Here is a 19,836-nt window from a genome sequence, read left to right as displayed (position 1 = left end):
CAAAACGAAGGGATGCATGAGCGCCCCTTTAAATGGTGTAAATGGAGAGTTTCACAATGGCATTTGACGCGTATATCCAAATCGACGGCATTCCAGGCGAAGTGCTGGATGCAAAACACAAGGACTGGATCGAAGTGCTGGGCTACGAGTACGGCGCCACCCAGGCCACCTCGGCGACCGCCAGCTCCTCGGGCGGTGCATCCTCCGAGCGCGTGGCACTGAGCGACTTCAAGATCCGCAAGGCTGTCGACAAGGCCTCGGCCAAGCTGTTCGAACACTGCTGCACCGGCAAGCACATTGCCAAGCTGAAGCTGAACGTCAACCGCGCCGGGGGTGACAAGGTCACCTACCTGACCATCGACATGGAAGAAGTCGTGGTGTCGTCGGTCCGCTTCGTCGCCGGTGGCAATCAAGGCGGTGAAGACAAAGCGGTCAGCGACCTGCCGATCGAAGAAATCAGCTTCAACTTCGCCCGCATCAAGACCACCTACACCCAGCAGAACCGTACCGACGGCCAGGCTGGCGGCAACATCGTCGGTGGCTGGGATCGCACCGCGAACAAAGTGTTCGCCTAAGCGTTCGCTTGTCATGGGCCGTGCGAACGGCCCATGTCCCGTCGCGTGCCGGCCTGGCCGGCACGCCCCCTTCCCTGATCAGAGTGCTTTATGCCTGAAATCCTCAACGACCTTTCGCTGGCCGAGCTGGCCGCGCCGATCGACGGTGGCAGCGGCGAAGACTTGAGCTTCTCCGCCTTGTTCGACCAGATCAAGGAGGCGCGCCGGGCAGACCCTGACTACCTGACCCAAGGCGACTGGCAAACCGACCTCAAGACCGCTGACTGGGAAAAAGCCATCAGCCTCTCGGCCCAAGGGCTTGCACACCAGAGCAAGGACCTGATGCTGGTAGCCTGGCTCAGCGAAGGCCTGGCCCAACGCGAGCATTTCCTGGGCATCACCTTCGGGCTCGAACTCGCCGAGCGGATCCTGGAAACGTTCTGGGACACAGCCTACCCCTCGCTCGAAGACGGCCTGGACGAGCGCGCGGCGCGACTGTCCTGGCTCAAGACCACCCTCACCGACATTGCCGGTGGATTGCCCATTACCCAAGGGCAGCATTTTGGCGTGCTGCGCTATGACGAATCACGCCATGTAGAGAACCTCGCCTTGCAAAACGCCAAGGCGATGCAGACCGCGCTGGACGAAGGCAAGATCAACGCCGAGATCTTCCAGCGTTCGGTGGCGCTCACCGACACCGATCACCTGCGCACAAAGGCCTTGCAGATTGCTGACAGCCTTCAGGCCTGCAATCGTCTTCAAGCCACTGCCGACCGCCTGTTCGGCAGCGAGGCGCCGAGCTTTTCCAGCCTCAGCGACATGCTGTCGCGAGCCAGCCAACTGGCGGAAAAACTGCTCAAGGACCGTGGTGTCGAACTGCACCCTGTCGCCGTGGCGATACCTGAGCCCAGTGCCATGATCCCCCCTGCTACCGAACCTGGTGCCCCCATGACGACGCCTGCTCAACCCGCCGTGCCCGCGCCAATGCGCACCACGCCCCTGACCCGTGACGAAGCGTTCACCATGCTGGCGGGCGTAGCACAGTTCTTCAAGCAGAGCGAACCACAGAGCCCTGTCCCCTACCTGATCGAGCGCGCCATCAAGTGGGGCAACATGCCGCTGGAAGGCTGGCTGAACGATGTGATCAAGGACAGCAATGTCGTGGACAACATTCGCGACGTATTGGGGACCCGCGAGCCGCGTTGAGATACACGCACTATCGGCCCACCCGATAGGTACCTGCGATCAATCGATTGGAACGAAAATCACAAGCCGCCGAGCATGGGCGCACCGTTCAACAACAAAAACAAGGAACCGCCCATGCCCGCTCTCTTTCACAACCCCGTCGCCACCGTGTTCGGCAGTGGCAGCCTGGAACGCCTGCCCGCCCTGTGCCCTGGCAAGGTCGCGCTGGTGACCTTTCCCGAAGCCGCGCAACTGGGCTTGGTCGAACGCGTGCGCGGCCTGCTCGGCGAGCGGCTGCTGTGTGTGATCGACGACGTCCAGCCCAACCCGGATGTCGCCTGGCTGCGCACGGTCCATGAGCGCTTCTGGCACGACAACGCCGAGTGCGACACCGTGCTTGCGTTGGGTGGCGGCAGCGCGATCGACACGGCCAAGGCCTTGATCGTGGGTACCACCTCGGGTCGCTTCGACGAACTGCTGGAGCTACTGGCCAGTGGCAAACCGTTCACCCCGGCACGCAGCAAGACTCTGGTGGCCGCGCCCACCACCGCCGGCACCGGTAGCGAAGTGACCCCTTGGGCGACCTTATGGGATGCGGGCGCGCAGAAGAAATACTCGCTGCACCTGGCGTGCACCTGGCCCAAAGTGGCGCTGATCGACCCTGACCTGATGCTCAGCGTGCCCGCCTCGGTGACAGTCTCCACCGGCCTGGATGCGCTGTCCCACGCGCTGGAGTCGATCTGGAACCACAACGCCAACCCGATTTCCGACACCTTCGCCATTTCGGCCATCGAAGACATCCTCGAGTGCCTACCGCGCCTTCAGCAGGACCTTGGCAACCGCGAACTGCGCGCGCGCATGGCCTTGGCCGCGCTCAAGGCCGGCATGGCCTTCTCCAACACCAAGACTGCCCTGGCCCATTCCATCTCCTATGAAATGACCCTGCGCCATGGCCTGCCCCATGGCATTGCCTGCTCCTTCACCTTGCCCTTGGTGCTGGGTCTTGCCTGGGGGCGTGACGCCGGACGTGACCAAGCCCTCAAGCAAGTGTTCGGCAACGACCTGGCTGATGCGCAGCAACGGTTGCGTACGTTTCTGCATCGCCTCGGGGTCAAGACCGAGTTCGAGGATTACGGCGTGACGGGTGCCGAGGCCGAAGCGATGATCGAGTTCGCCATGCAGGGCGCACGCGGCCGTAACTTCATCGGCTCGCACGCCGCCTGATACGCGTCCAGACCGCGGTGGCCAGATCCACCGCCCTTCCCTGTTGCACCGAACAAGAGTGCCGACCCGCCGTGCCTCACGGCGGCGCCTACGAACAAGAAGGAAAACCGTCATGAACCGTACACAAACCCTGTCTGGCCCGCTGACCGCTACCACGCCTTTTCGCGTCGCCCAATGGCGCATGCTGTTGGCCGCGATGTTCTGCTACCTGTTCTTCTACACCGGCCGCCAGACCTTCGGCTTCGCCATTCCCGGCATCCAGGCCGAGTTCGGACTGAGCAAGGAAACCCTCGGCTGGGCCTCCAGCGCGATGCTGTGGATGTACGCCATCGGCCAAGCCATCAATGGCAATCTCGCCGACAAGTTCGGCGGGCGCCGCATCATGAGCCTGGGTGCCGTGCTGTCTTGCGGTGCGAACTGGGTCACCAGCTTTGCAGGCGGCTTTTTTAGCCTCGTCCTGCCCTGGGGCGTCAATGGCTACTTCCAGGCCCTGGGCTGGGCGCCGGGAAGCCGTCTGCTGTCGAACTGGTGGGGCGCCGGAGAGCGCGGCAAGGTCTACGGCTTCTATGTATTCGCCGCGGGATGCGCCTCGGTGTTGTCGTATGTGACCTCGGTGGTGGTCATCGATGTGCTGCATCTGGAGTGGCGCTGGATCTTCCGCCTGCCGGTGCTGCTGATGCTGGCCGGTGGCATCGTGTTCTACCTGGTGGCACGGGAACGGCCACAGGACATGGGCTTCGAGCCCTTGGAGGACACCGGCGTGGCCAACGCGGCGGACCGTGGGAACGAGGCTGACCACGCCGACCAGGAAACCTCCCGGCAACGCTACCTGGCGGTATTGAAGAACCCTCGCCTGCTGGTGGCCGCGGTGTCCCTGGGTTTCCAGAATGCTGCGCGCTATGGGTTGATCGTCTGGGTGCCGGTGCATTTTCTGGGCGCCAACTGGCAGAAAGGCGACAGTTTCATCGACCCGAAGTGGATCACCGTCGCCTTGCCGGTGGGCATGGCGGTGGGGGCATTGAGCAACGGTTGGGTCTCGGACCGGCTGTTCGGCAGCAAGCGCTACCTGGCGATCATGCTCTACATGGTCCTGGGCGCCCTGACCAGCCTGTGGATGTGGAGCCTGCCGGCGCATAGCGCGATGGGCCTGCTGGCCCTGTTCCTGTGCGGGTTCTTCGTCTATGGCCCAGCGTCGAGTTTCTGGGCCCTGTGCCCGGACCTGGTCGGTGCACGCCGTGCTGGCACCGCCACGGGCATCATGAATTTCTCGTCCTATCTGTTCGCGGGCCTGGCCGAACCGTTGATTGGACGTATGCTGGACACTACCGGCAATACGTCGCTGATCTTCATCGTCGTCACAACGGCCTGCGCCTGCAGTGCCCTGGTGGCCCTGTTCATCCGGCGCTGAGGGTGTGACCATGCCAGTCATTGCCCGCGCGCCCCTGACCGAGAGGCTCCATGTACCAGTACCACAAATGGTTGCGGTCCTTTCATGCCGTTGCCAGGACCGGAAGCTTCACCCAGGCCGCCACGCTGCTCAACATCGGCCAACCGACCATCAGCGAGCAGGTCAGCGGGCTGGAAAAACGCTTCTCGGTGGAGCTGTTCCATCGTCGCGGCCGCTTCATCGAGCTCAGCCCTGCCGGCCAGCAGTTGTACGAGATCACGCAGGGACTGTTCGGCCAGGAGGACGAAGCTCTGCAATTGCTGCAGAGCTTTGCCCAACGCAAGCAGGGCATGCTGCGCATCGGCGCCGTCTCCCCGCCGATTGCCATGAGCCTGACCTATTCGCTGATGCAGCGGTACCCGGACATCGAGCTGGAAACCTCGTTCACCAGCGAAGCCGGTACGCTGGAGCGCCTGTACAACTTCGACATCGACGTGGCGATCCTGGCCCTATCGGAGTTCGACCATCGCCTGAGTACGCAGCTGTATCGCACCTGCCCGATCCTTGCGGTGGTGCGCGACGACCATCCTTGGGCCAACCGCGAGCAGGTCAGCGTCAAGGAGATCGCCGACCAACGTGTGGTGCTGCGCGAGCCGGCCTCTCGCACGCGCCAGCTGGTCGAGGAAGGTTGCCACGCACATGGTGTGACGCTCGACTGTGCGATGCAGCTCAACAGCCGCGAGGCGATCGTGCATGCGGTGGTCCATGGCATCGGGATTGGCTTCGTCTCTGCGGTGGAGTACGCCGACCGCCCCGGCACGCGCTCGATCGCCTTCGTCGAAGACCCGTTCCACATCAGCTACTACCTGTGCTGCCTGAGCATTCGCCGCAATCGACCGATCATCTGCGAACTGTTCGACGTCTGCGCCGCCCTCGACTCGCACTGATGTTTCGTCCTGCTTGCCGCCCGCCGCGTGCGGGCTGGCCTCGCTCGTCCTGAATTTCACTCACTGGAGAACACCATGAACTATCACATCCCCAGCAAACTGCAGGCTGTCGTGCTCGACTGGGCCGGCACCGTGGTCGATTTCGGCTCCTTCGCGCCGACCCAGATCTTCGTCGAGGCGTTCGCCGAGTTTGGCGTCGAGGTCAGCCTGGAAGAAGCGCGTGGCCCGATGGGCATGGGCAAGTGGGACCACATCCGCACCCTGTGCGACCTGCCGCAAATCGCCGCGCGCTATCACGCGACCTTCGGCCGCTACCCAACTGACCAGGACGTGACGGCGATCTACAACCGCTTCATGCCGTTGCAGATCGAGAAGATCGCCGAGCATTCGGCGCTGATTCCCGGCGCGCTGGAGACCATCCTGAAGCTGCGCGCGCAAGGCCTGAAGATCGGCTCGTGCTCTGGCTATCCGGCGGTGGTGATGGAAAAGGTCGTGGCCCTGGCCAAGACCAACGGCTACGAAGCCGACCATGTGGTGGCCACCGATGAAGTCCCCAATGGCCGCCCACACCCGGCCCAGGCGCTGGCCAACGTGATTGCCCTGGGCATCGAGGACGTCGCGGCGTGCGTCAAGGTCGACGACACCTGGCCGGGCATTCTCGAAGGTCGCCGTGCCGGCATGTGGACGGTCGCCCTCACCTGCTCGGGCAATGCGCTGGGGCTGACCTACGAGCAATACAAAGCCCTGCCGGCGGACCGGTTGGCACAGGAACGCCTGCGCATCGGTCAGTCGTTCGAAGGCTCGCGCCCGCATTACCTGATCGACACCATCGCCGAACTGCCTGAAGTCATCGCCGACATCAATGCACGCCTGGCGAAGGGGGAGGTGCCACAAGGCAGCTAAGGCTTGCACAAGCCCGCCTCGTGCGGGCTTGTGCGTGTTTGCAGGCCGCCCTCTGTTCGCTCCTGCCTCCGACACAGTACACTCCCGCTACCTCTTCATAGGAGCCTTCGCATGCACGACGCAGGATGCGAGCAACGCCGCTTGACCCAAGGCCATACTGGCGCAGTCATCTGGCTGACGGGCCTTTCTGGCGCTGGCAAATCCTCGCTGGCCAAGGCACTCGAACAACGACTGCGCGAACTCGGTTATGGCTGTTACGTACTCGATGGCGATGTCCTGCGCACGGGGCTGAACGCGGATCTGGCATTCTCGCCCGAGGACCGTCGTGAGAATGTCCGGCGCACCAGCCATGTTGCAGCGTTGTTCGCCGATGCCGGCATGATCTGCATCGTTGCGTTCATTTCCCCTTATCGCGCCGACCGTGCCGCCGCACGACAGGTCTGCGCAGCCGGGTTCCATGAGGTTCACGTCAACGCCGACCTGGCGACCTGCGAGGCGCGTGACCCCAAGGGGTTGTATCGTCGGGCACGAAACGGAGCGATCAAGGCATTTACCGGGATCGATGCCCCCTACGAGGCACCGACACACCCGGATTTTCTGATCGACACCACGCAAATGCCCCTGGCTGCCTCGGCGGCGATGCTGTTGGCCTATGTGCAAGAACACGTGCCGCTGACGCATGACGCAGGCACACTACGCCCCGCCACGCCCTCAGCGGCTCGATAGCACCGGGGCTTCGCTTTCAAAGGCGCGGGCGCCACAGCGCAAAGGCCTGCCGAAGCAGGCCCGTCACACATCAGGAGCCTGGGGTGATATCGCCCCGCTGCCAGCGCGCCTCGTTGTTGCCCAATGCCTGGGCGATATCGGACAACTGCGCAGAGGGCAAGCTGCTCGGCAGCGGATCCAGTCCTGCACTGGCGAACACTTGCCCATAGCTGTTGCGCAACTCGGCGTAGGCCAAGTCACGACGCAGGTCGGCTTGCAATGCATTCAACTCGCCCTGGATCAGTTCCAACTCACCGATACCCTGAGCCTGGTGGCGGTTGCGCAGTTGCTCGATGATCTGCTGGTCCAGAGACACCAGTTGCTGGCTGGTAGCGAACTGGCGCCGGGCTTCGTTGAAATTGGCGTTGGCGACGTACAACTGAGCGAGGATGGCCATGGACATGGCTTGGCGACGCGCTTCCACGACTTGCTCGCCCGCTTTGGCCATGTCGATCGATGCAGGGGCCGAAAGGACGTTGAACAGATTCCAAGTGACCTTCACGCCATAATCAGCCCAGTGCTGGTTGGTCAGGAAGCTGTTGCTGTCGTAATGCCCACCAGCGGAAAATTCAAGGCCCGGCAACATCCGCAACATGGATTTGCGCACTTCGGCTGCGCTGATGCGCGCCTGGTAGTCCTGTTCACGTAGCTCAGGGCGCGAGGCCAATGCCTGGTGCTCGAGTGTACCCATATCTACCTTGAGTTCCGGCACGCTGTAGTCATTGTTCTCTGCCAGCGTGAGCTCTGTCCCGGGCGGCAGGTTGATCAGCGCGGCCAGCTCTGTCTTGGCCAAGGACAACGCCCGGCGTTGCTCCTCCAACTGACGGGTGGCTTCGATCAGCGCCCGCTGATAGTTCAGGGTTTCGATCGGGTCACCTAGACGTTGCTCGCCCAAGCGCTGGCTGTTCTGTTTGGCCTGGTCGACACGCGCCATCAGACCATCGATCTGCGACAGCAGGCGCTCTGCGGCCACTGCGCGCCAGTAGGCCGAGCGCACGTCCTGGATGATGGTCTGAACGACCTTGCGACGACGCTCCTGGACGATCAGACGCTGATCACCCTGCTGCTTGGCGCTGATATAGCTGACACCGAAGTCCAGCACGTTCCAGACCATGGTCAGGTCCGCCACATCCCGGTCGCGGTCCTGGGAGGTCGAGGGCTCCAGGGACTGGGTGTTGGTCAGGACGCTCTGGCTGCTGGACGCGCTGACATTGCTGCGCCCGGCATATCCGGCTGACAACGCCATGCGTGGCAGCATGTCAAAGGTGGCCAGGTCGACCTGGCGCTGGGCCAAGGCCTCCTCCATTACCTTCAGACGCGCCTCGAGGTTGTACTTGACCGCCCGGGCCATAGCATCGTGCAAGGTCAGGGGACCGTGCAGTGCCTCTTGCCCTTTGAACATGCTCGACAGATCCGCCTGCGCACGCTGCTCGCTGACAGCCCGGTCGATTGGCTGAGTCTTGACCGCACATCCTGTGACCGCCAATGCCAGAACACTTACCGCAAAAAACCTAGATGCTTTGCTCATCCCTGGCCGCCCCCTTGGTACGGCACAACTGTTTGTTCTCGTTTTGTTCTCGCTCACACCTGAGGTACTCGCGTCATGATCTGCCCAAGCGCTGCTGCAAGATCCCTAGCCTCACGCTGTTTACTGTCTTCGATGCTCTGAAGCTGTCGACCAAGGGTCGGCGCCCCTGACAGCCCCTTGCCCTCCCCCTCCAAGCGCCAAGGTTTGCCGTCATTGAGTTCGTACTGGCCACCATCGTCCGGTATCGATTTGGCGAAGATGCTGGCCAGGCTGCTGCTACCGAACATGCTCCCCTCGGCACCACCGAAGCCATGACCGAGGGCATCTGGGTCTCTGGCGAAGACCTGTGCGATGTAGCTCGGTGCAAGCGCACCGTTATGGATGAAGATCGTGCCGAGGGTCGCAATACCATTGCCCACGGTGGGCACATCGAACAAGGGCGGGGGCACAAGCGGCGACTGGTAAGGTGCTGGGTCCGACCAAAGTGACCGCGTCTGCACAGTGCTCTGCGGCGGCGGCTCGGACACGGGTGTACTGACGCGAAACTGTGGATCGCCATCGTTCGACCCCAGGGCCTGAACCGGGCCAGTGGAGCTGCCGACAAAGGCATTGCCCGCAACATCGCTAACACCCGAGCCGTTGAACGCAAGCGCCAGACCACCTGACCCCGATACGCCTGTAACGTTGACTTCCCAAGTACGCGCGTCGATTTGTATCAGCGACTGCAGACTGCCTTTGGCGCTACCTGTGCTCACCAGGTCGAAGTCGGACAAGTCCAGGCCATTGACGCGCTCGTCAAAGGTCACGATAAAGCCAAGACTGCCCGGCGTGCTCGATGGCTTGGGCACGATGCTTTCGATCGTCGGGGCATGCGTATCGACGATCACCTCACGGGTGTCACCAACCGACGACAATGTCGTGTTCAAGGCATTGCCGGCAGCATCCTGGACGCTTGCACCGGTTGCCGTCAGGCCCACTACTTCGATGCCGTTGGCATCGTTGTCCCCAGCCTGCACGGTGTACTGGAACACCAACGTCGAACTGCCCGAGCCTGTTGTGTAGTTGGCAAACACTGTACGCCCGCCGATGTCCAGAACCAGGCGCGGAACACCTTGAACCATCACAGCTTCCTGGGTGCTGACCACGAACGACAGCACCTCACCTACCTTGTAGGGGCCACCGGCAGGTACCTCGACACGCTCGACAGTGGGTAGGCGGGTATCGAGACTGTAGTTGTTCGAGATCGTCGCACCGGCTACCCGATTCCCGGCGCTGTCGGTAATGCCATGACCGTTCAGTTCTATGACGTTCGAGGTGTCGGAGATGTTGTCCTTGGGTGTCAGCGTCGCGGTCCAGGTGATGCCGCCATCACTGCTGCTCAAGTGGCTCAGTGTTCCGTTCTCGACGATCAGGTCGGCGACCGTGAGGCCACTTACCGGCTCACTGAAGGTGATGGTCACCTGCGAGGTCTGGCCCGCACGCAGACTGGCGTCGCTCACCACGATAGCTGCCGTGGGCGCCTGGGTGTCGACGGTGTATGTGTTCGAGTTGGTCGTACTGCTTCCCGTATTGCCGGCAGCATCGATTACACCACCGTTGTTCAGCGTGATGACGTTGCCTGTGCTCTGGAGATTGCTCGTGGGGGTGAAAGTGGCGGTCCAGGTGATGCCGCCATCACTGCTGGTGACCTGGCTCAGGGTGCCGCCCTGCACACTCAGGTCGCTGTTGTCGAAACCGCTCACCGCCTCACTGAAGGTGATGGTCACCGTCGAGGTCTCGCCCACACTCAAGCTGCTGTCGGCCACCACGATGGTCGCCGTCGGCGCCCGGGTATCGACGCCATAGTTGTTCGACACCGTAGCGCCCGTCACCACGTTACCCGCTTGGTCGGTCACGCCGCTGTTGTTCAGGGTGATGACGCTGCTGCTGTCCTGGATATTGGCCAAGGGCGTGAGGGTGGCCGTCCAGGTGATGCCACCGTCAGCGCTGCTGAGGTTGCTCAGCATACCGTTCTCCACCGTCAGATCGGCGGTGGTGAAGCCTGTCACGGCCTCGCTGAAGGTGATGGTCACCGTCGAGGTTTGGCCCACCTTCAGGCTGCTGTCGCTCACCACGATGCTCGCCGTCGGTGCTTGGGTGTCGATGGCATAGCTGTTCGATGTCGGGGTGCCTACGCCCGCGTTTCCGGCGATGTCAGTCACACCGCTGGCATTGAGCGTGATGACGTTGCTGGTGCTGTGTAGATTGCTGGTAGGTGTGAAAGTGGCGGTCCAGGTGATGCCGCCGTCACTGCTGGAGACATTGCTCAGGGTACCGCCCTGCACGGTGAGGTCGCTGTTATCGAAACCGGTCACCGCCTCGCTGAACGTGATGGTCACCGTGGAGGTCTCACCCACGCGCAAGGCGCTATCGGCCACGACGACGCTCGCCGTCGGTGCCTGCGTATCGATAGCAATGGTGTTCGACACCGCAGCGCCCGCCCCTGTGTTACCGGCAGCGTCAGTCACACCGCTGTTGTTCAGGGTAATGAAGGTGGTCCCCTGGAAATTGCTAGTCGGCGTGAAAATGGCAGTCCAGGTGATGCCGCCGTCACCGCTGGAGACATTGCTCAGGGTACCGCCCTGCACGATGAGGTCGCTGTTACTGAAACCGCTCACCGCCTCGTTGAAGGTGATGGTCACCGTCGAGGTTTCGCCCACACTCAGGCTGCTGTCGGTCACCACGATGGTCGCCGTCGGTGCCCGGGTATCGATGGCATAGCTGTTCGACGTTGTCGTACCCGCTCCCGCATTGCCGGAGACCGTGCCTGTAACGCCACTGTTGTCCAACGTGATGAGGTTACTCGTGTTCTCGATAGCAGCGGTTGGCGTGAAGATCGCCGTCCAAGTGATGCCCCCATCACTGCTGGTGACATTGCTCAGGGTGCCGCCTTGTACACTCAGGTCGCTGTTGTCGAAACCGCTCACCGCCTCGCTGAAGGTGATGGTCACCGTCGAGGTTTCGCCCACACTCAGGCTGCTGTCGGCCACTACGATGGTCGACGTCGGCGCCCGGGTATCGATGGCATAGTTGGCCGACTGCGTGACGCCTGTGCCCGCATTGCCTGCGGCATCGGCGATGCCACTGTTGTTCAAGCTGATGAAGTTGCTGTTGCTCTGGGTATTGGCCGCTGGCGTGAAGATCGCCGTCCAGGTGATGCCGCCATCGCTGCTGCTCAGTGCGCTCAGGGTGCCATTGCTTACCGTGAGGTCACTGTAGTCGAAACCGGTCACTGCCTCGCTGAAGGTGATGGTCACCTGCGCGCTTTCCCCGGCACGCAAACTGATATCGTCCAGCACGATGGTCGCGACAGGGCGCTGGGTGTCAACGGTATAGGCGTTCGATTCGGTGGTGCTGCTGCCTGCATTGCCAGCAGCGTCCATCACGCCGCTGTTGTTCAGGGTGATGACGTTGCTGGTGCTTTGGAGATTGATCGTGGGGGTGAAGGTGGCGGTCCAAGTGACGCCACCGTCACTGCTGGTGACCTGGCTCAGGCTGCCGCCCTGCACCACCAGGTCGCTGTTGTCGAAACCGCTCACCGCCTCACTGAAGGTGATGGTCACCGTGGTGGATTGGCCGATACCCAGGAGGGTGTCGCTCATGACGATGGTGGCCGTCGGCGCCTGTGTATCGATGGCAATGCTGTTCGACACTGTGGTGCCGACTCCGCTGTTGCCGGCAGCGTCCGTTACGCCGCTGTTGGTCAGCGTGATGACGTTGCCTGTGCTCTGGAGATTGCTCGTGGGGGTGAAAGTGGCGGTCCAGGTGATGCCGCCATCACTGCTGGTGACCTGGCTCAGGGTGCCGCCCTGCACACTCAGGTCGCTGTTGTCGAAACCGCTCACCGCCTCACTGAAGGTGATGGTCACCGTCGAGGTCTCGCCCACACTCAAGCTGCTGTCGGCCACCACGATGGTCGCCGTCGGCGCCCGGGTATCGACGCCATAGTTGTTCGACACCGTAGCGCCCGTCACCACGTTACCCGCTTGGTCGGTCACGCCGCTGTTGTTCAGGGTGATGACGCTGCTGCTGTCCTGGATATTGGCCAAGGGCGTGAGGGTAGCCGTCCAGGTGATGCCACCGTCAGCGCTGCTGAGGTTGCTCACCATACCGTTCTCCACCGTCAGGTCGGCGGTGGTGAAGCCTGTCACGGCCTCGCTGAAGGTGATGGTCACCGTCGAGGTTTGGCCCACCTTCAGGCTGCTGTCGCTCACCACGATGCTCGCCGTCGGTGCTTGGGTGTCGATGGCATAGTTGTTCGATGTCGGGGTGCCTACGCCCGCGTTTCCGGCGATGTCAGTCACACCGCTGGCATTGAGCGTGATGACGTTGCTGGTGCTGTGTAGATTGCTGGCAGGTGTGAAGGTGGCGGTCCAGGTGATGCCGCCGTCACTGCTGGAGACATTGCTCAGGGTACCGCCCTGCACGGTGAGGTCGCTGTTATCGAAACCGGTCACCGCCTCGCTGAACGTGATGGTCACCGTGGAGGTCTCACCCACGCGCAAGGCGCTATCGGCCACGACGATGGTCGAGGTCGGTGCGATGGTCTCCACCACGGCAATGTTTGCGATCACAGCATTGGAAGTGCCGCCATCGCCATCGTTGACGGTGATGCTGATCGTGCGGGTCGCTTGGCCGATTCCATTCGTGACATTGCTGTTGGCGTAGGCGAGATTGCGTATCACGGCCTCGGCGGCCGCGGCAGTGGCGCTGGCATTGAACGTCACCACCAGGGCGGCCCCGTGACTCCCCCCGGTGAAAGTACCGATGACCGTACCGCCGAACGTGACATTGTTGCCGTTGATACCGACCTGCCCAGCGCCGGTACCCTGGTCACGGATCGACAGGATGTCTTCGCCCGTCACACCATTGCCCGTGATCGATACGGTCAGGTTGCCGCCGTTGAAATTGGCCGAATCACTGTCGGTGACGCTCGCACTTCCCGTAGGATCGAGCAGAACCGCCCCGCCCCCTTGAGTGAAGGTATTGCCGCCCACGCCCGTGACGACGGGCGCCGCATTGGGGTTGTAGTCGAGGATGGTCTGGCCACCGCCGGTATCGTAGTAGTCCTGCTTGGCAAGCCCCGCACTGCCGTTGAGGCCGATGGTTTCCCCCTTGCCACCTGTGCCGCTGGCCCCCGCGTTCCCGATTGAAAGGGTGCTGGCGGTGCTGCTGTCCAGGCGCACGGTGCCACCCGCGTTCCAGATCGCGCCGATACCCGCCCCGCCATCGCCACCTCGCTGCGACGCAGGAGCATACGCCGTGCTGCCACCACCACCGCCTCCCCCTGCGCCTAGGTTGTTGGTGATACTGCTATTCAGGGCCGTAAGGGTACCGGTGTTGTAGATGCCGCCTGCCGCGGCGCCGCCCTTGCCACCGGACACGGCGATGCCCACACCACCGCCACCACCGCCGATACTGGTCGTGCCGTTGCTGGCCGTGCCGCCCATACCGCCGGCGCTATAGCCGTAGGTATTGGCACCATTACCGCTGTAGCTGCCTCCGGCTCCGCCAACGGCATCGCCGCCGCGCCCGCCAGTCAAGGAACTCCCCCCCGCGCCATTGCCTCCGATGATGCCGTTTGGCGAGGTCGCCCCGATCAAGCTCCCTTGGCTGGCCCCGCCCTGACCACCGCTGTGGCCACCAAAACCGCCACCGCCACCGCCGCCACCGCCGTAGAAGCCACCGCCACCGCCGCCGCCACCACCGCCGGACGCCTTGTTACCGGTGACGGTGCTGTTGAGCAAGGTCAAGACACCGCTATTGCGAATGCCAGCGCCCAGGCTGTCTTGCGCACTGGCACCCTCGTTGGCCCCATTGCCAACGATCAGACCATTGCTGATGGTGAGGCTGTCGATGACCACTGCGGAACCCGCGCCAGTCGTAGCCACATCCAGCACACGTGCCTGGTTGTTGCCATTGAGGGTATGGTTGCCGCCAACGATGGTCATGGTATGGCCATCGGTGACGTTGATGCTGACGGTGTCGCCACCGCCCGTGAAGGTGATATCACCCAGCAACGTGATCAGGTCATCCTCGCCATCGCTGTTCCCCAGGTTGATAGCGGCCTTGAGCCCTGCCAGGTCGCTAACCGCTGTGGTCACCAGCCGGTGATCGTAATTGGCCAGTTGCGAGAGGTTCAGGGCCGAACTGGATGAAATCGCCCCAGTGGTGATTTCCAGCACCCAATCGCCCCCTTTGCCGGTGACATCGTCCGATGCCGCGACATCAGCGCCGGTCAGGGTCGCGAGTTGATCGATGAACTGTTTGCCGACATTGCCTTGCCCGACTTCACAACCATAAAGCTGTATATCACCCTCGGCCGTCAGTGCCTGACCAATAGCTTGCAGTTGATCGCTGTACTGGGCGAGGTTGCCCTGGTAGACCGGGCTATCGCCCAGCAGTAGGACGCCCGCGTCCCCATGGGAAATGATATGGATCGCATCGACGTTCGTTCGGCCGGTCAAGGCTTGGGCAATCTGCTGCACACCGTCGCGGTCAGTGGCGAGCAACACCACTTCTGCACTGGGGTCGATGCTGGCGAGCAGTGACTGATAGTCCGGCACACGGGTATCGACGAAGACGATCTCCTTGCGCTGCGCTTGCGCCTCGGCGACCGGTCCTGCCAACGCCAATTGCTGAGCGGCCACCGCATCCTTACTGACAGGCTTGGCAGTGTCGGACGTCCCGGCCGGAGCCTGGGGTGCATCGCTGCCCGGCGTGGGCGCCGCGGCCTGCCCGTGCTCGGCAGTCGGGCCTGGCTGGTCCTTGGAAACAGCACTCGGTTCACTGACGGCAACATCACTGGCGACGGTCGCCGCCACGGCGCCGTCGAACATCATGCGAGGTTCCAGCGCACTGATCAGTGCCTGCGGCCGCGATGGCAAGCCTTGGCTTGCATCTATTTCCTTGGATTTACCCCAGCGCATGGCTTTCTTCCTCGTTGAATGCTGCTCTTGGCGCGACCCGAAAGGGTCAGGCACGGTCACTGTCGATGTTCCGGGCAGGCCGGGTGAGCCTGATGACATTGGCCTCGCTGTGCTGCGAGTCCTTCCAGAAGTCCAGGTGCGCGTACTGCTCAAACAAATCCGGCGGCAGCACGGTGCGGCGCACGCTGGCCTCGACTTTCGGGCGCACCTTGTGCAGCCCTTTGAGGCCAAGCCCTTGATCGAACTCTGGGGCGTCGTACTCGACATGGGCGAAGTCGTGCTCAAACCACGGCTCGCCCAGGAACTGATAGACCAGGCGCAACACGTGTTCGGGGGCCGAAACCAACAGGTCGTAGTCGATCACCAGCAAGGCGCGGGCATGCTCACCGTAGTACGCATCCTTGAGCGCCCCCCAGGCGTAACCCACCAGGCGATTGCGCTGGGCAAGGGTATCGACCCTGCTGTACACGGTAATGCGCTCGCTCTCGTCGTTGAACAGCTTGGTTGTTTCGTAGGGATTGCCTCGGTACAGCCGCTCGATGCTGTCCATGACCCAGGCGACATTGCGCACACAGGCGATCACCTTGGCGTTCGGGAACAGGTCCAAGATAGCCGGCAGCTTGGCGCACCATTGCCGGTTGGTGTCGAAGATCACCTCTTTGTCGAACTGATCGGCGTAATAGCTATGGAACAAGCCCAAGAGCAAACGCTTGCGCTGCTCATGCGTCAGCACCGGACCAAACTCGCTGCCTGCGCCAAACTGGTTGAGCATGCCCATGAACAGGCCACCTACCGGGCTGGTCATGCCACCATGGAAGCGCGGGTTCTGCCGCAACAGCGCCGCCAGCAGGGTGGAACCTGAGCGCGGCAGGCCGGAAATGAAGTGAAACCGGGGAGCAGACATTGATCCTGTACCGTTTGCTGCGGAGTCGAAAGCCGCCTTGCTCCAGAGCGCAGGGCGGCCGCGAACCGGCTATCAGTTACGTGATGGCCAGACACCCGTCATGGAGATCACGAAGTTGATACCCAGGAAAGGGTTGCGAATAGCGACGGGCTGGCTGCTACCGGCGACGGACAACGCAAGGTTCGGGGTGATCGCGTTGCCCAGTTGTACCGGGTCCTTGAGCTCCGACGACCAGATCGCCGCCGCCTGCGCAGAGCCGCTCAGAGAGCCGCCCAGGACGCTGCTCCCACTGGTGGGCGCCAAGGCAGGCGACACGGGTGTGCCGCCCACGTTCATGTTGCAGGTACCGCTCACGGCATGGGTGTGCGCAGGCATCTGGGCGGAGGTCAGGGTCATGCTCTCCTGGCCGCCGACATCACCGATGTTCACGGCAGTGAAGGGGCTGCCGGCACCGATCCCTACAGGCGAGCGCCCGCGCAGGTCCGGCAGTTTGAATGTGGTCGTGCCATTGCCGCCATAGGTCACACCCAGCAAGGAAAACAACGCCTGGTTCTGCTGAATGCTGATCTCCTGGCCCTGGCAAAACGCCCAGCCGTAAGGCGCGTAGTTGAATCCGACCATGCGGATCTCACCAATGAAGGGATCGCTCATTTGACTGCTCCTCGAAGATGCCGCTTTCGTGCGGCAGGTTACGCATCGCTGCGCGGGACAAACTCACGGGTTCGGGGTGGCGCGGCGCACATGGAACACCGCCTGGAGCAATTGCCGCTCGCCGTCCTCTGCAGGCCCGATGGGCGTCATCAGCAAGCCAGGCAAATGCCAGCCGTCCGGGGCATGCAGGTCGTAGGTGTGCTGGGGGAGTTGGCACCCGCTGGGCAACGCGAACACCAGGTCGAAACACTCATGACGCGCGTTCATCGCGATCCCCTCATTGACGTCCACCAGCTCAACGGCAAGGCTTCCTTCGGCCCACGCCAATTGCCAGGGTTTTTGCAGGTACCCCACAAAGGCCTCGCGACCTGGAAACGCCGTCATACTCGAGCCTCCGCCGCGGTGCACGCTCCGGCATCGCGGTACATTTGCAGATAAAGTTGTCGACGCCCGCTTTGCTGGAAGCCAAAACGCTCATACAACCGCCGCGCAGGGTTTTCCGGCTCGACGAACAAGCGAATCGACTTGCCTTGCGCATCCGCTTCACGGGTGATCTCACGCAGGTAGGCGCTGCCAATACCAAGCCCACGCCATGGCGGCAGCAAGGAAATATCGATCAGGTTGAAGGTGCTGGGGCCACGGAACAGATAAAGGCGCCCAATGGGCTGCTCTGCCTGGCAGATCAGCGCAAAGTCGGCGTCCTGATAATGCGCTTGGTAGTAACTGTGCTGGGCCTGGAACTGCTGGAGGAGAAACGCGACCTTAGCCGCCTCGTCCCAGGGGACAGCTGCCAACTCATCGATACGCGTAGTGGCATACAGTTGTTGCAGGAAGGCCTGGTCGGTGTCCGTGATCGGGCGAAGGTGCAATTGGACAGTTTGCATGCGTAGTGCTTCCCTGCAACGGCTCCGACAAAGGAGCTGCGAACTCCCTGCGAATGAGGGATTCGGCAGAGCGTAACGCAAGCTGAAGGCCAATAGCCACTACCCAGAACGCTAAAGCCCAAGTATTTATTCAAACAAGCGTTTCAAGCCCGTAGCGGCCGATTCCTCACCGCCCAGACGTAGACGCTCCAACGCGGCATAAGGCGCCCAAGCCCAGCGCTGCACAGCCTCATGCATCGCCTCGGTGGCAGCCTCTCGCTTGCGCTGGGTATCCTGCGCGAACGGCATGTTCGGGTGTTTGGCATCTTGCAGTGCAATGGCCTGCAACTGGCACCTATCCGACTCCTCGATCCCTAGCACAGGCCCTAAACGTCCCCACATCGCCTGGGGCAACTCGCTGTAGTTCACCGCAATCGCGCCCAGATCCCGACACAATGCCAGCCCTGCGCGCAGGATCTCCCCGACCATCCGGCAGCAATACTCCAGCACCGGCATTGCTTGGGCGTTCGGTATCAACGCATCCAGCACCGACGGCCCGAGCAACCCCGCAAGCCGCTGCATCCCCCCCTGCTGCAACTGCGAAACCACGATCTCTATCGGGTCGCGATACAAAAACAAGCGTGGCGTATCGGGATACAGCGAGGCCAGCATAGGCGCCTCAAACACGTTCCAGGCGTCGAGCTTGACCACCAACTGTCGCTCATCGCCCCGCCGCCGCTGGCCATAGGCCGATAGCAGCGCTACCACGGCGTCGACCTGCCAACGAGATGCACCAGGGTCGCAGAGGTGGGCTCGCAGCAAGCTGTCTAGAGGTGGGGGCTCGGACAACACGATGTTGCGCTCAAGACCCGCCAACAGTTGCGCGATCAGCGTCGAACCGCAACGCGATGCGTGGAACACCAGCACATTGGGCGACAATCCTGGGCTGTCGCTGTGCCACTGCAACAACGTCTGCAAGCGGGTCTGGTGACGAAAAGCCTGGTTGAACGGCAGGCGCAAAGCTGCATCGACATCGTTTCGTAAGAAGGGCCGGGTCAGGCGCTGGGTACCGAACCAGCACCAATCCAGCCACCAGTCGCCTTCGTGCAGCCAGGCGCGGATAGGCAACCAGCCGTTCAAGTCGATCTTGTCCATCATGTTCGCCATTGATCGTTCCACGCTTGCCTGCCCCGCCGCATGGCGGCTGAAACCTGCGCCTCGGTAAATTCGAACCCCAGCTGCGCCCCCAGGCGTCGTGACTCACGCTGGAAAGCTCGCGAATCGTTCAGACCTTGGAGATGGGCCGCGAGCATCGGATCGCCCAACACATGCTCGCGAAACGCCGCGAAGGCGCGCTCGGCCTTGCCTTGTTGCAACACAGGCGTCTGCACCAGCCCTTGCTGGATGAGCGCCAACAACCAAGGGGCAGGGTCGCAGTCGAGCACGAGGTGGATACGTTCCTGCGCGGTGGGATTGTCCACCCGATGGGCACGTGAGAGGTCGACGAACCAGCATTCGCCCGGCTGCATCGGCACCTGCAACCCCTCGACCAGAAACTCGACACCCGGCGGGCTCAACAATGGCACATGCAAGCGCAGGCAACCGTCCGGCTGGCCCAGGTCGGGGTCGCAATGTTCGTGAATCTGTGCTCCTGGTCCTAAGCGCAGCAATCTGGCAGCGCGCACGCCAGCCTGAAAACTGTCCAGCAAGCCCTCCCAGGCGGCCTCTCCCCGCCACCAGCCACAACGCACGGGCGCCCCCAGCCCGGGCGCGAGGGGTAGCGGCGCGTCTTCAGCCACCACGAGCGCCACCCCACTCCAGTCGCCTTCGTAGTAACCACGGTTGAAATGAGGCTGCCATGCATCACCGTCGATCCGCACCAGGGCCTGGAGCAACCCAGGCAGGTCGACAGGATGAGGCAGCCGCGCACACAGCGGCAATGCGCGACCATTCATCG

15 protein-coding genes are annotated in these 19,836 nt (G+C 62.5%); 7 read left to right on the top strand and 8 right to left on the bottom strand.

Features of this window, described 5'->3' with window-relative positions:
* Positions 1-56 precede the first annotated feature (56 nt).
* From IEC33019_RS05775 to cysC, 7 genes are all read left to right on the top strand, one after another.
* Positions 57-575 (top strand): Hcp family type VI secretion system effector, encoded by a 519-nt coding sequence (locus IEC33019_RS05775; RefSeq protein ID WP_070091480.1) that lies wholly within the window; start codon positions 57-59, stop codon positions 573-575.
* Positions 576-665: 90 nt separating this feature from the next.
* Positions 666-1,760 (top strand): type VI secretion system protein TssA, encoded by a 1,095-nt coding sequence (tssA, locus tag IEC33019_RS05770; RefSeq protein ID WP_070091481.1) that lies wholly within the window; start codon positions 666-668, stop codon positions 1,758-1,760.
* A gap of 114 nt (positions 1,761-1,874) precedes the next feature.
* Complete coding sequence (gene psrA / locus IEC33019_RS05765; RefSeq protein ID WP_070091491.1) at positions 1,875-2,963, top strand: iron-containing alcohol dehydrogenase PsrA; 1,089 nt, start codon at positions 1,875-1,877, stop codon at positions 2,961-2,963.
* A 112-nt stretch (positions 2,964-3,075) separates the two neighbouring features.
* Positions 3,076-4,371: an MFS transporter gene (locus IEC33019_RS05760; protein ID WP_099593159.1), complete on the top strand. Its 1,296-nt coding sequence runs from the start codon at positions 3,076-3,078 to the stop codon at positions 4,369-4,371.
* Positions 4,372-4,421: 50 nt separating this feature from the next.
* Entirely contained in the window at positions 4,422-5,297 is an 876-nt protein-coding gene (locus IEC33019_RS05755; RefSeq protein ID WP_070091483.1) for a LysR substrate-binding domain-containing protein, read from the top strand.
* Positions 5,298-5,372: 75 nt separating this feature from the next.
* Positions 5,373-6,200: a phosphonoacetaldehyde hydrolase gene (phnX, locus tag IEC33019_RS05750; RefSeq protein ID WP_070091484.1), complete on the top strand. Its 828-nt coding sequence runs from the start codon at positions 5,373-5,375 to the stop codon at positions 6,198-6,200.
* Positions 6,201-6,311: 111 nt separating this feature from the next.
* Positions 6,312-6,926, top strand: coding sequence for an adenylyl-sulfate kinase (gene cysC / locus IEC33019_RS05745; RefSeq protein WP_070091485.1), 615 nt, complete (start codon positions 6,312-6,314; stop codon positions 6,924-6,926).
* A gap of 70 nt (positions 6,927-6,996) precedes the next feature.
* Here the strand turns inward: cysC and IEC33019_RS05740 are convergent, their stop codons facing one another.
* The 8 genes from IEC33019_RS05740 to IEC33019_RS05705 all read right to left on the bottom strand — a co-directional run bounded on the left by IEC33019_RS05740 (position 6,997) and on the right by IEC33019_RS05705 (position 19,834).
* On the bottom strand, positions 6,997-8,493 hold the full coding sequence (locus IEC33019_RS05740; protein ID WP_070091486.1) for a TolC family protein: 1,497 nt from the start codon (positions 8,491-8,493) through the stop codon (positions 6,997-6,999).
* A 53-nt stretch (positions 8,494-8,546) separates the two neighbouring features.
* Positions 8,547-15,461 carry an Ig-like domain-containing protein gene (locus IEC33019_RS05735; RefSeq protein WP_099593157.1) on the bottom strand — a complete coding sequence of 2,305 codons (6,915 nt, stop codon included), beginning with the start codon at positions 15,459-15,461 and terminating at the stop codon, positions 8,547-8,549.
* Positions 15,462-15,507: 46 nt separating this feature from the next.
* Positions 15,508-16,365 (bottom strand): sulfotransferase family protein, encoded by an 858-nt coding sequence (locus IEC33019_RS05730; protein ID WP_070091492.1) that lies wholly within the window; start codon positions 16,363-16,365, stop codon positions 15,508-15,510.
* 72 nt (positions 16,366-16,437) lie between these two features.
* Complete coding sequence (locus tag IEC33019_RS05725) at positions 16,438-17,016, bottom strand: phage tail protein (RefSeq protein ID WP_070091493.1); 579 nt, start codon at positions 17,014-17,016, stop codon at positions 16,438-16,440.
* Between the two features lie 63 nt (positions 17,017-17,079).
* On the bottom strand, positions 17,080-17,400 hold the full coding sequence (locus tag IEC33019_RS05720; protein ID WP_070091494.1) for a DUF6916 family protein: 321 nt from the start codon (positions 17,398-17,400) through the stop codon (positions 17,080-17,082).
* Entirely contained in the window at positions 17,397-17,900 is a 504-nt protein-coding gene (locus IEC33019_RS05715; RefSeq protein WP_070091495.1) for a GNAT family N-acetyltransferase, read from the bottom strand. Before IEC33019_RS05715 ends, IEC33019_RS05720 begins: the two co-directional genes overlap by 4 nt.
* Before the next feature lie 126 nt (positions 17,901-18,026).
* Entirely contained in the window at positions 18,027-19,046 is a 1,020-nt protein-coding gene (locus IEC33019_RS05710) for a sulfotransferase family protein (RefSeq protein ID WP_070091496.1), read from the bottom strand.
* A complete protein-coding gene (locus IEC33019_RS05705; RefSeq protein WP_070091497.1) occupies positions 19,034-19,834 on the bottom strand; it encodes an aspartyl/asparaginyl beta-hydroxylase domain-containing protein in 801 nt (266 codons plus the stop codon). Before IEC33019_RS05705 ends, IEC33019_RS05710 begins: the two co-directional genes overlap by 13 nt.
* Between the last annotated feature and the right edge of the window lie 2 nt (positions 19,835-19,836).

Source organism: Pseudomonas putida, from assembly GCF_002741075.1.
GTDB classification, from domain to species: domain Bacteria; phylum Pseudomonadota; class Gammaproteobacteria; order Pseudomonadales; family Pseudomonadaceae; genus Aquipseudomonas; species Aquipseudomonas putida_T.
Note: the sequence above shows the minus strand (reverse complement) of the source record. Positions and strands in the feature narration are given on the sequence as shown.

Coding starts and splice junctions, on each gene's coding strand:
- IEC33019_RS05775 (WP_070091480.1), top strand. CDS start 57: ATGGCATTTGACGCGTATATCCAAATCGACGGCATTCCAGGCGAAGTG.
- tssA (WP_070091481.1), top strand. CDS start 666: ATGCCTGAAATCCTCAACGACCTTTCGCTGGCCGAGCTGGCCGCGCCG.
- psrA (WP_070091491.1), top strand. CDS start 1,875: ATGCCCGCTCTCTTTCACAACCCCGTCGCCACCGTGTTCGGCAGTGGC.
- IEC33019_RS05760 (WP_099593159.1), top strand. CDS start 3,076: ATGAACCGTACACAAACCCTGTCTGGCCCGCTGACCGCTACCACGCCT.
- IEC33019_RS05755 (WP_070091483.1), top strand. CDS start 4,422: ATGTACCAGTACCACAAATGGTTGCGGTCCTTTCATGCCGTTGCCAGG.
- phnX (WP_070091484.1), top strand. CDS start 5,373: ATGAACTATCACATCCCCAGCAAACTGCAGGCTGTCGTGCTCGACTGG.
- cysC (WP_070091485.1), top strand. CDS start 6,312: ATGCACGACGCAGGATGCGAGCAACGCCGCTTGACCCAAGGCCATACT.
- IEC33019_RS05740 (WP_070091486.1), bottom strand. CDS start 8,493: ATGAGCAAAGCATCTAGGTTTTTTGCGGTAAGTGTTCTGGCATTGGCG.
- IEC33019_RS05735 (WP_099593157.1), bottom strand. CDS start 15,461: ATGCGCTGGGGTAAATCCAAGGAAATAGATGCAAGCCAAGGCTTGCCA.
- IEC33019_RS05730 (WP_070091492.1), bottom strand. CDS start 16,365: ATGTCTGCTCCCCGGTTTCACTTCATTTCCGGCCTGCCGCGCTCAGGT.
- IEC33019_RS05725 (WP_070091493.1), bottom strand. CDS start 17,016: ATGAGCGATCCCTTCATTGGTGAGATCCGCATGGTCGGATTCAACTAC.
- IEC33019_RS05720 (WP_070091494.1), bottom strand. CDS start 17,400: ATGACGGCGTTTCCAGGTCGCGAGGCCTTTGTGGGGTACCTGCAAAAA.
- IEC33019_RS05715 (WP_070091495.1), bottom strand. CDS start 17,900: ATGCAAACTGTCCAATTGCACCTTCGCCCGATCACGGACACCGACCAG.
- IEC33019_RS05710 (WP_070091496.1), bottom strand. CDS start 19,046: ATGGCGAACATGATGGACAAGATCGACTTGAACGGCTGGTTGCCTATC.
- IEC33019_RS05705 (WP_070091497.1), bottom strand. CDS start 19,834: ATGAATGGTCGCGCATTGCCGCTGTGTGCGCGGCTGCCTCATCCTGTC.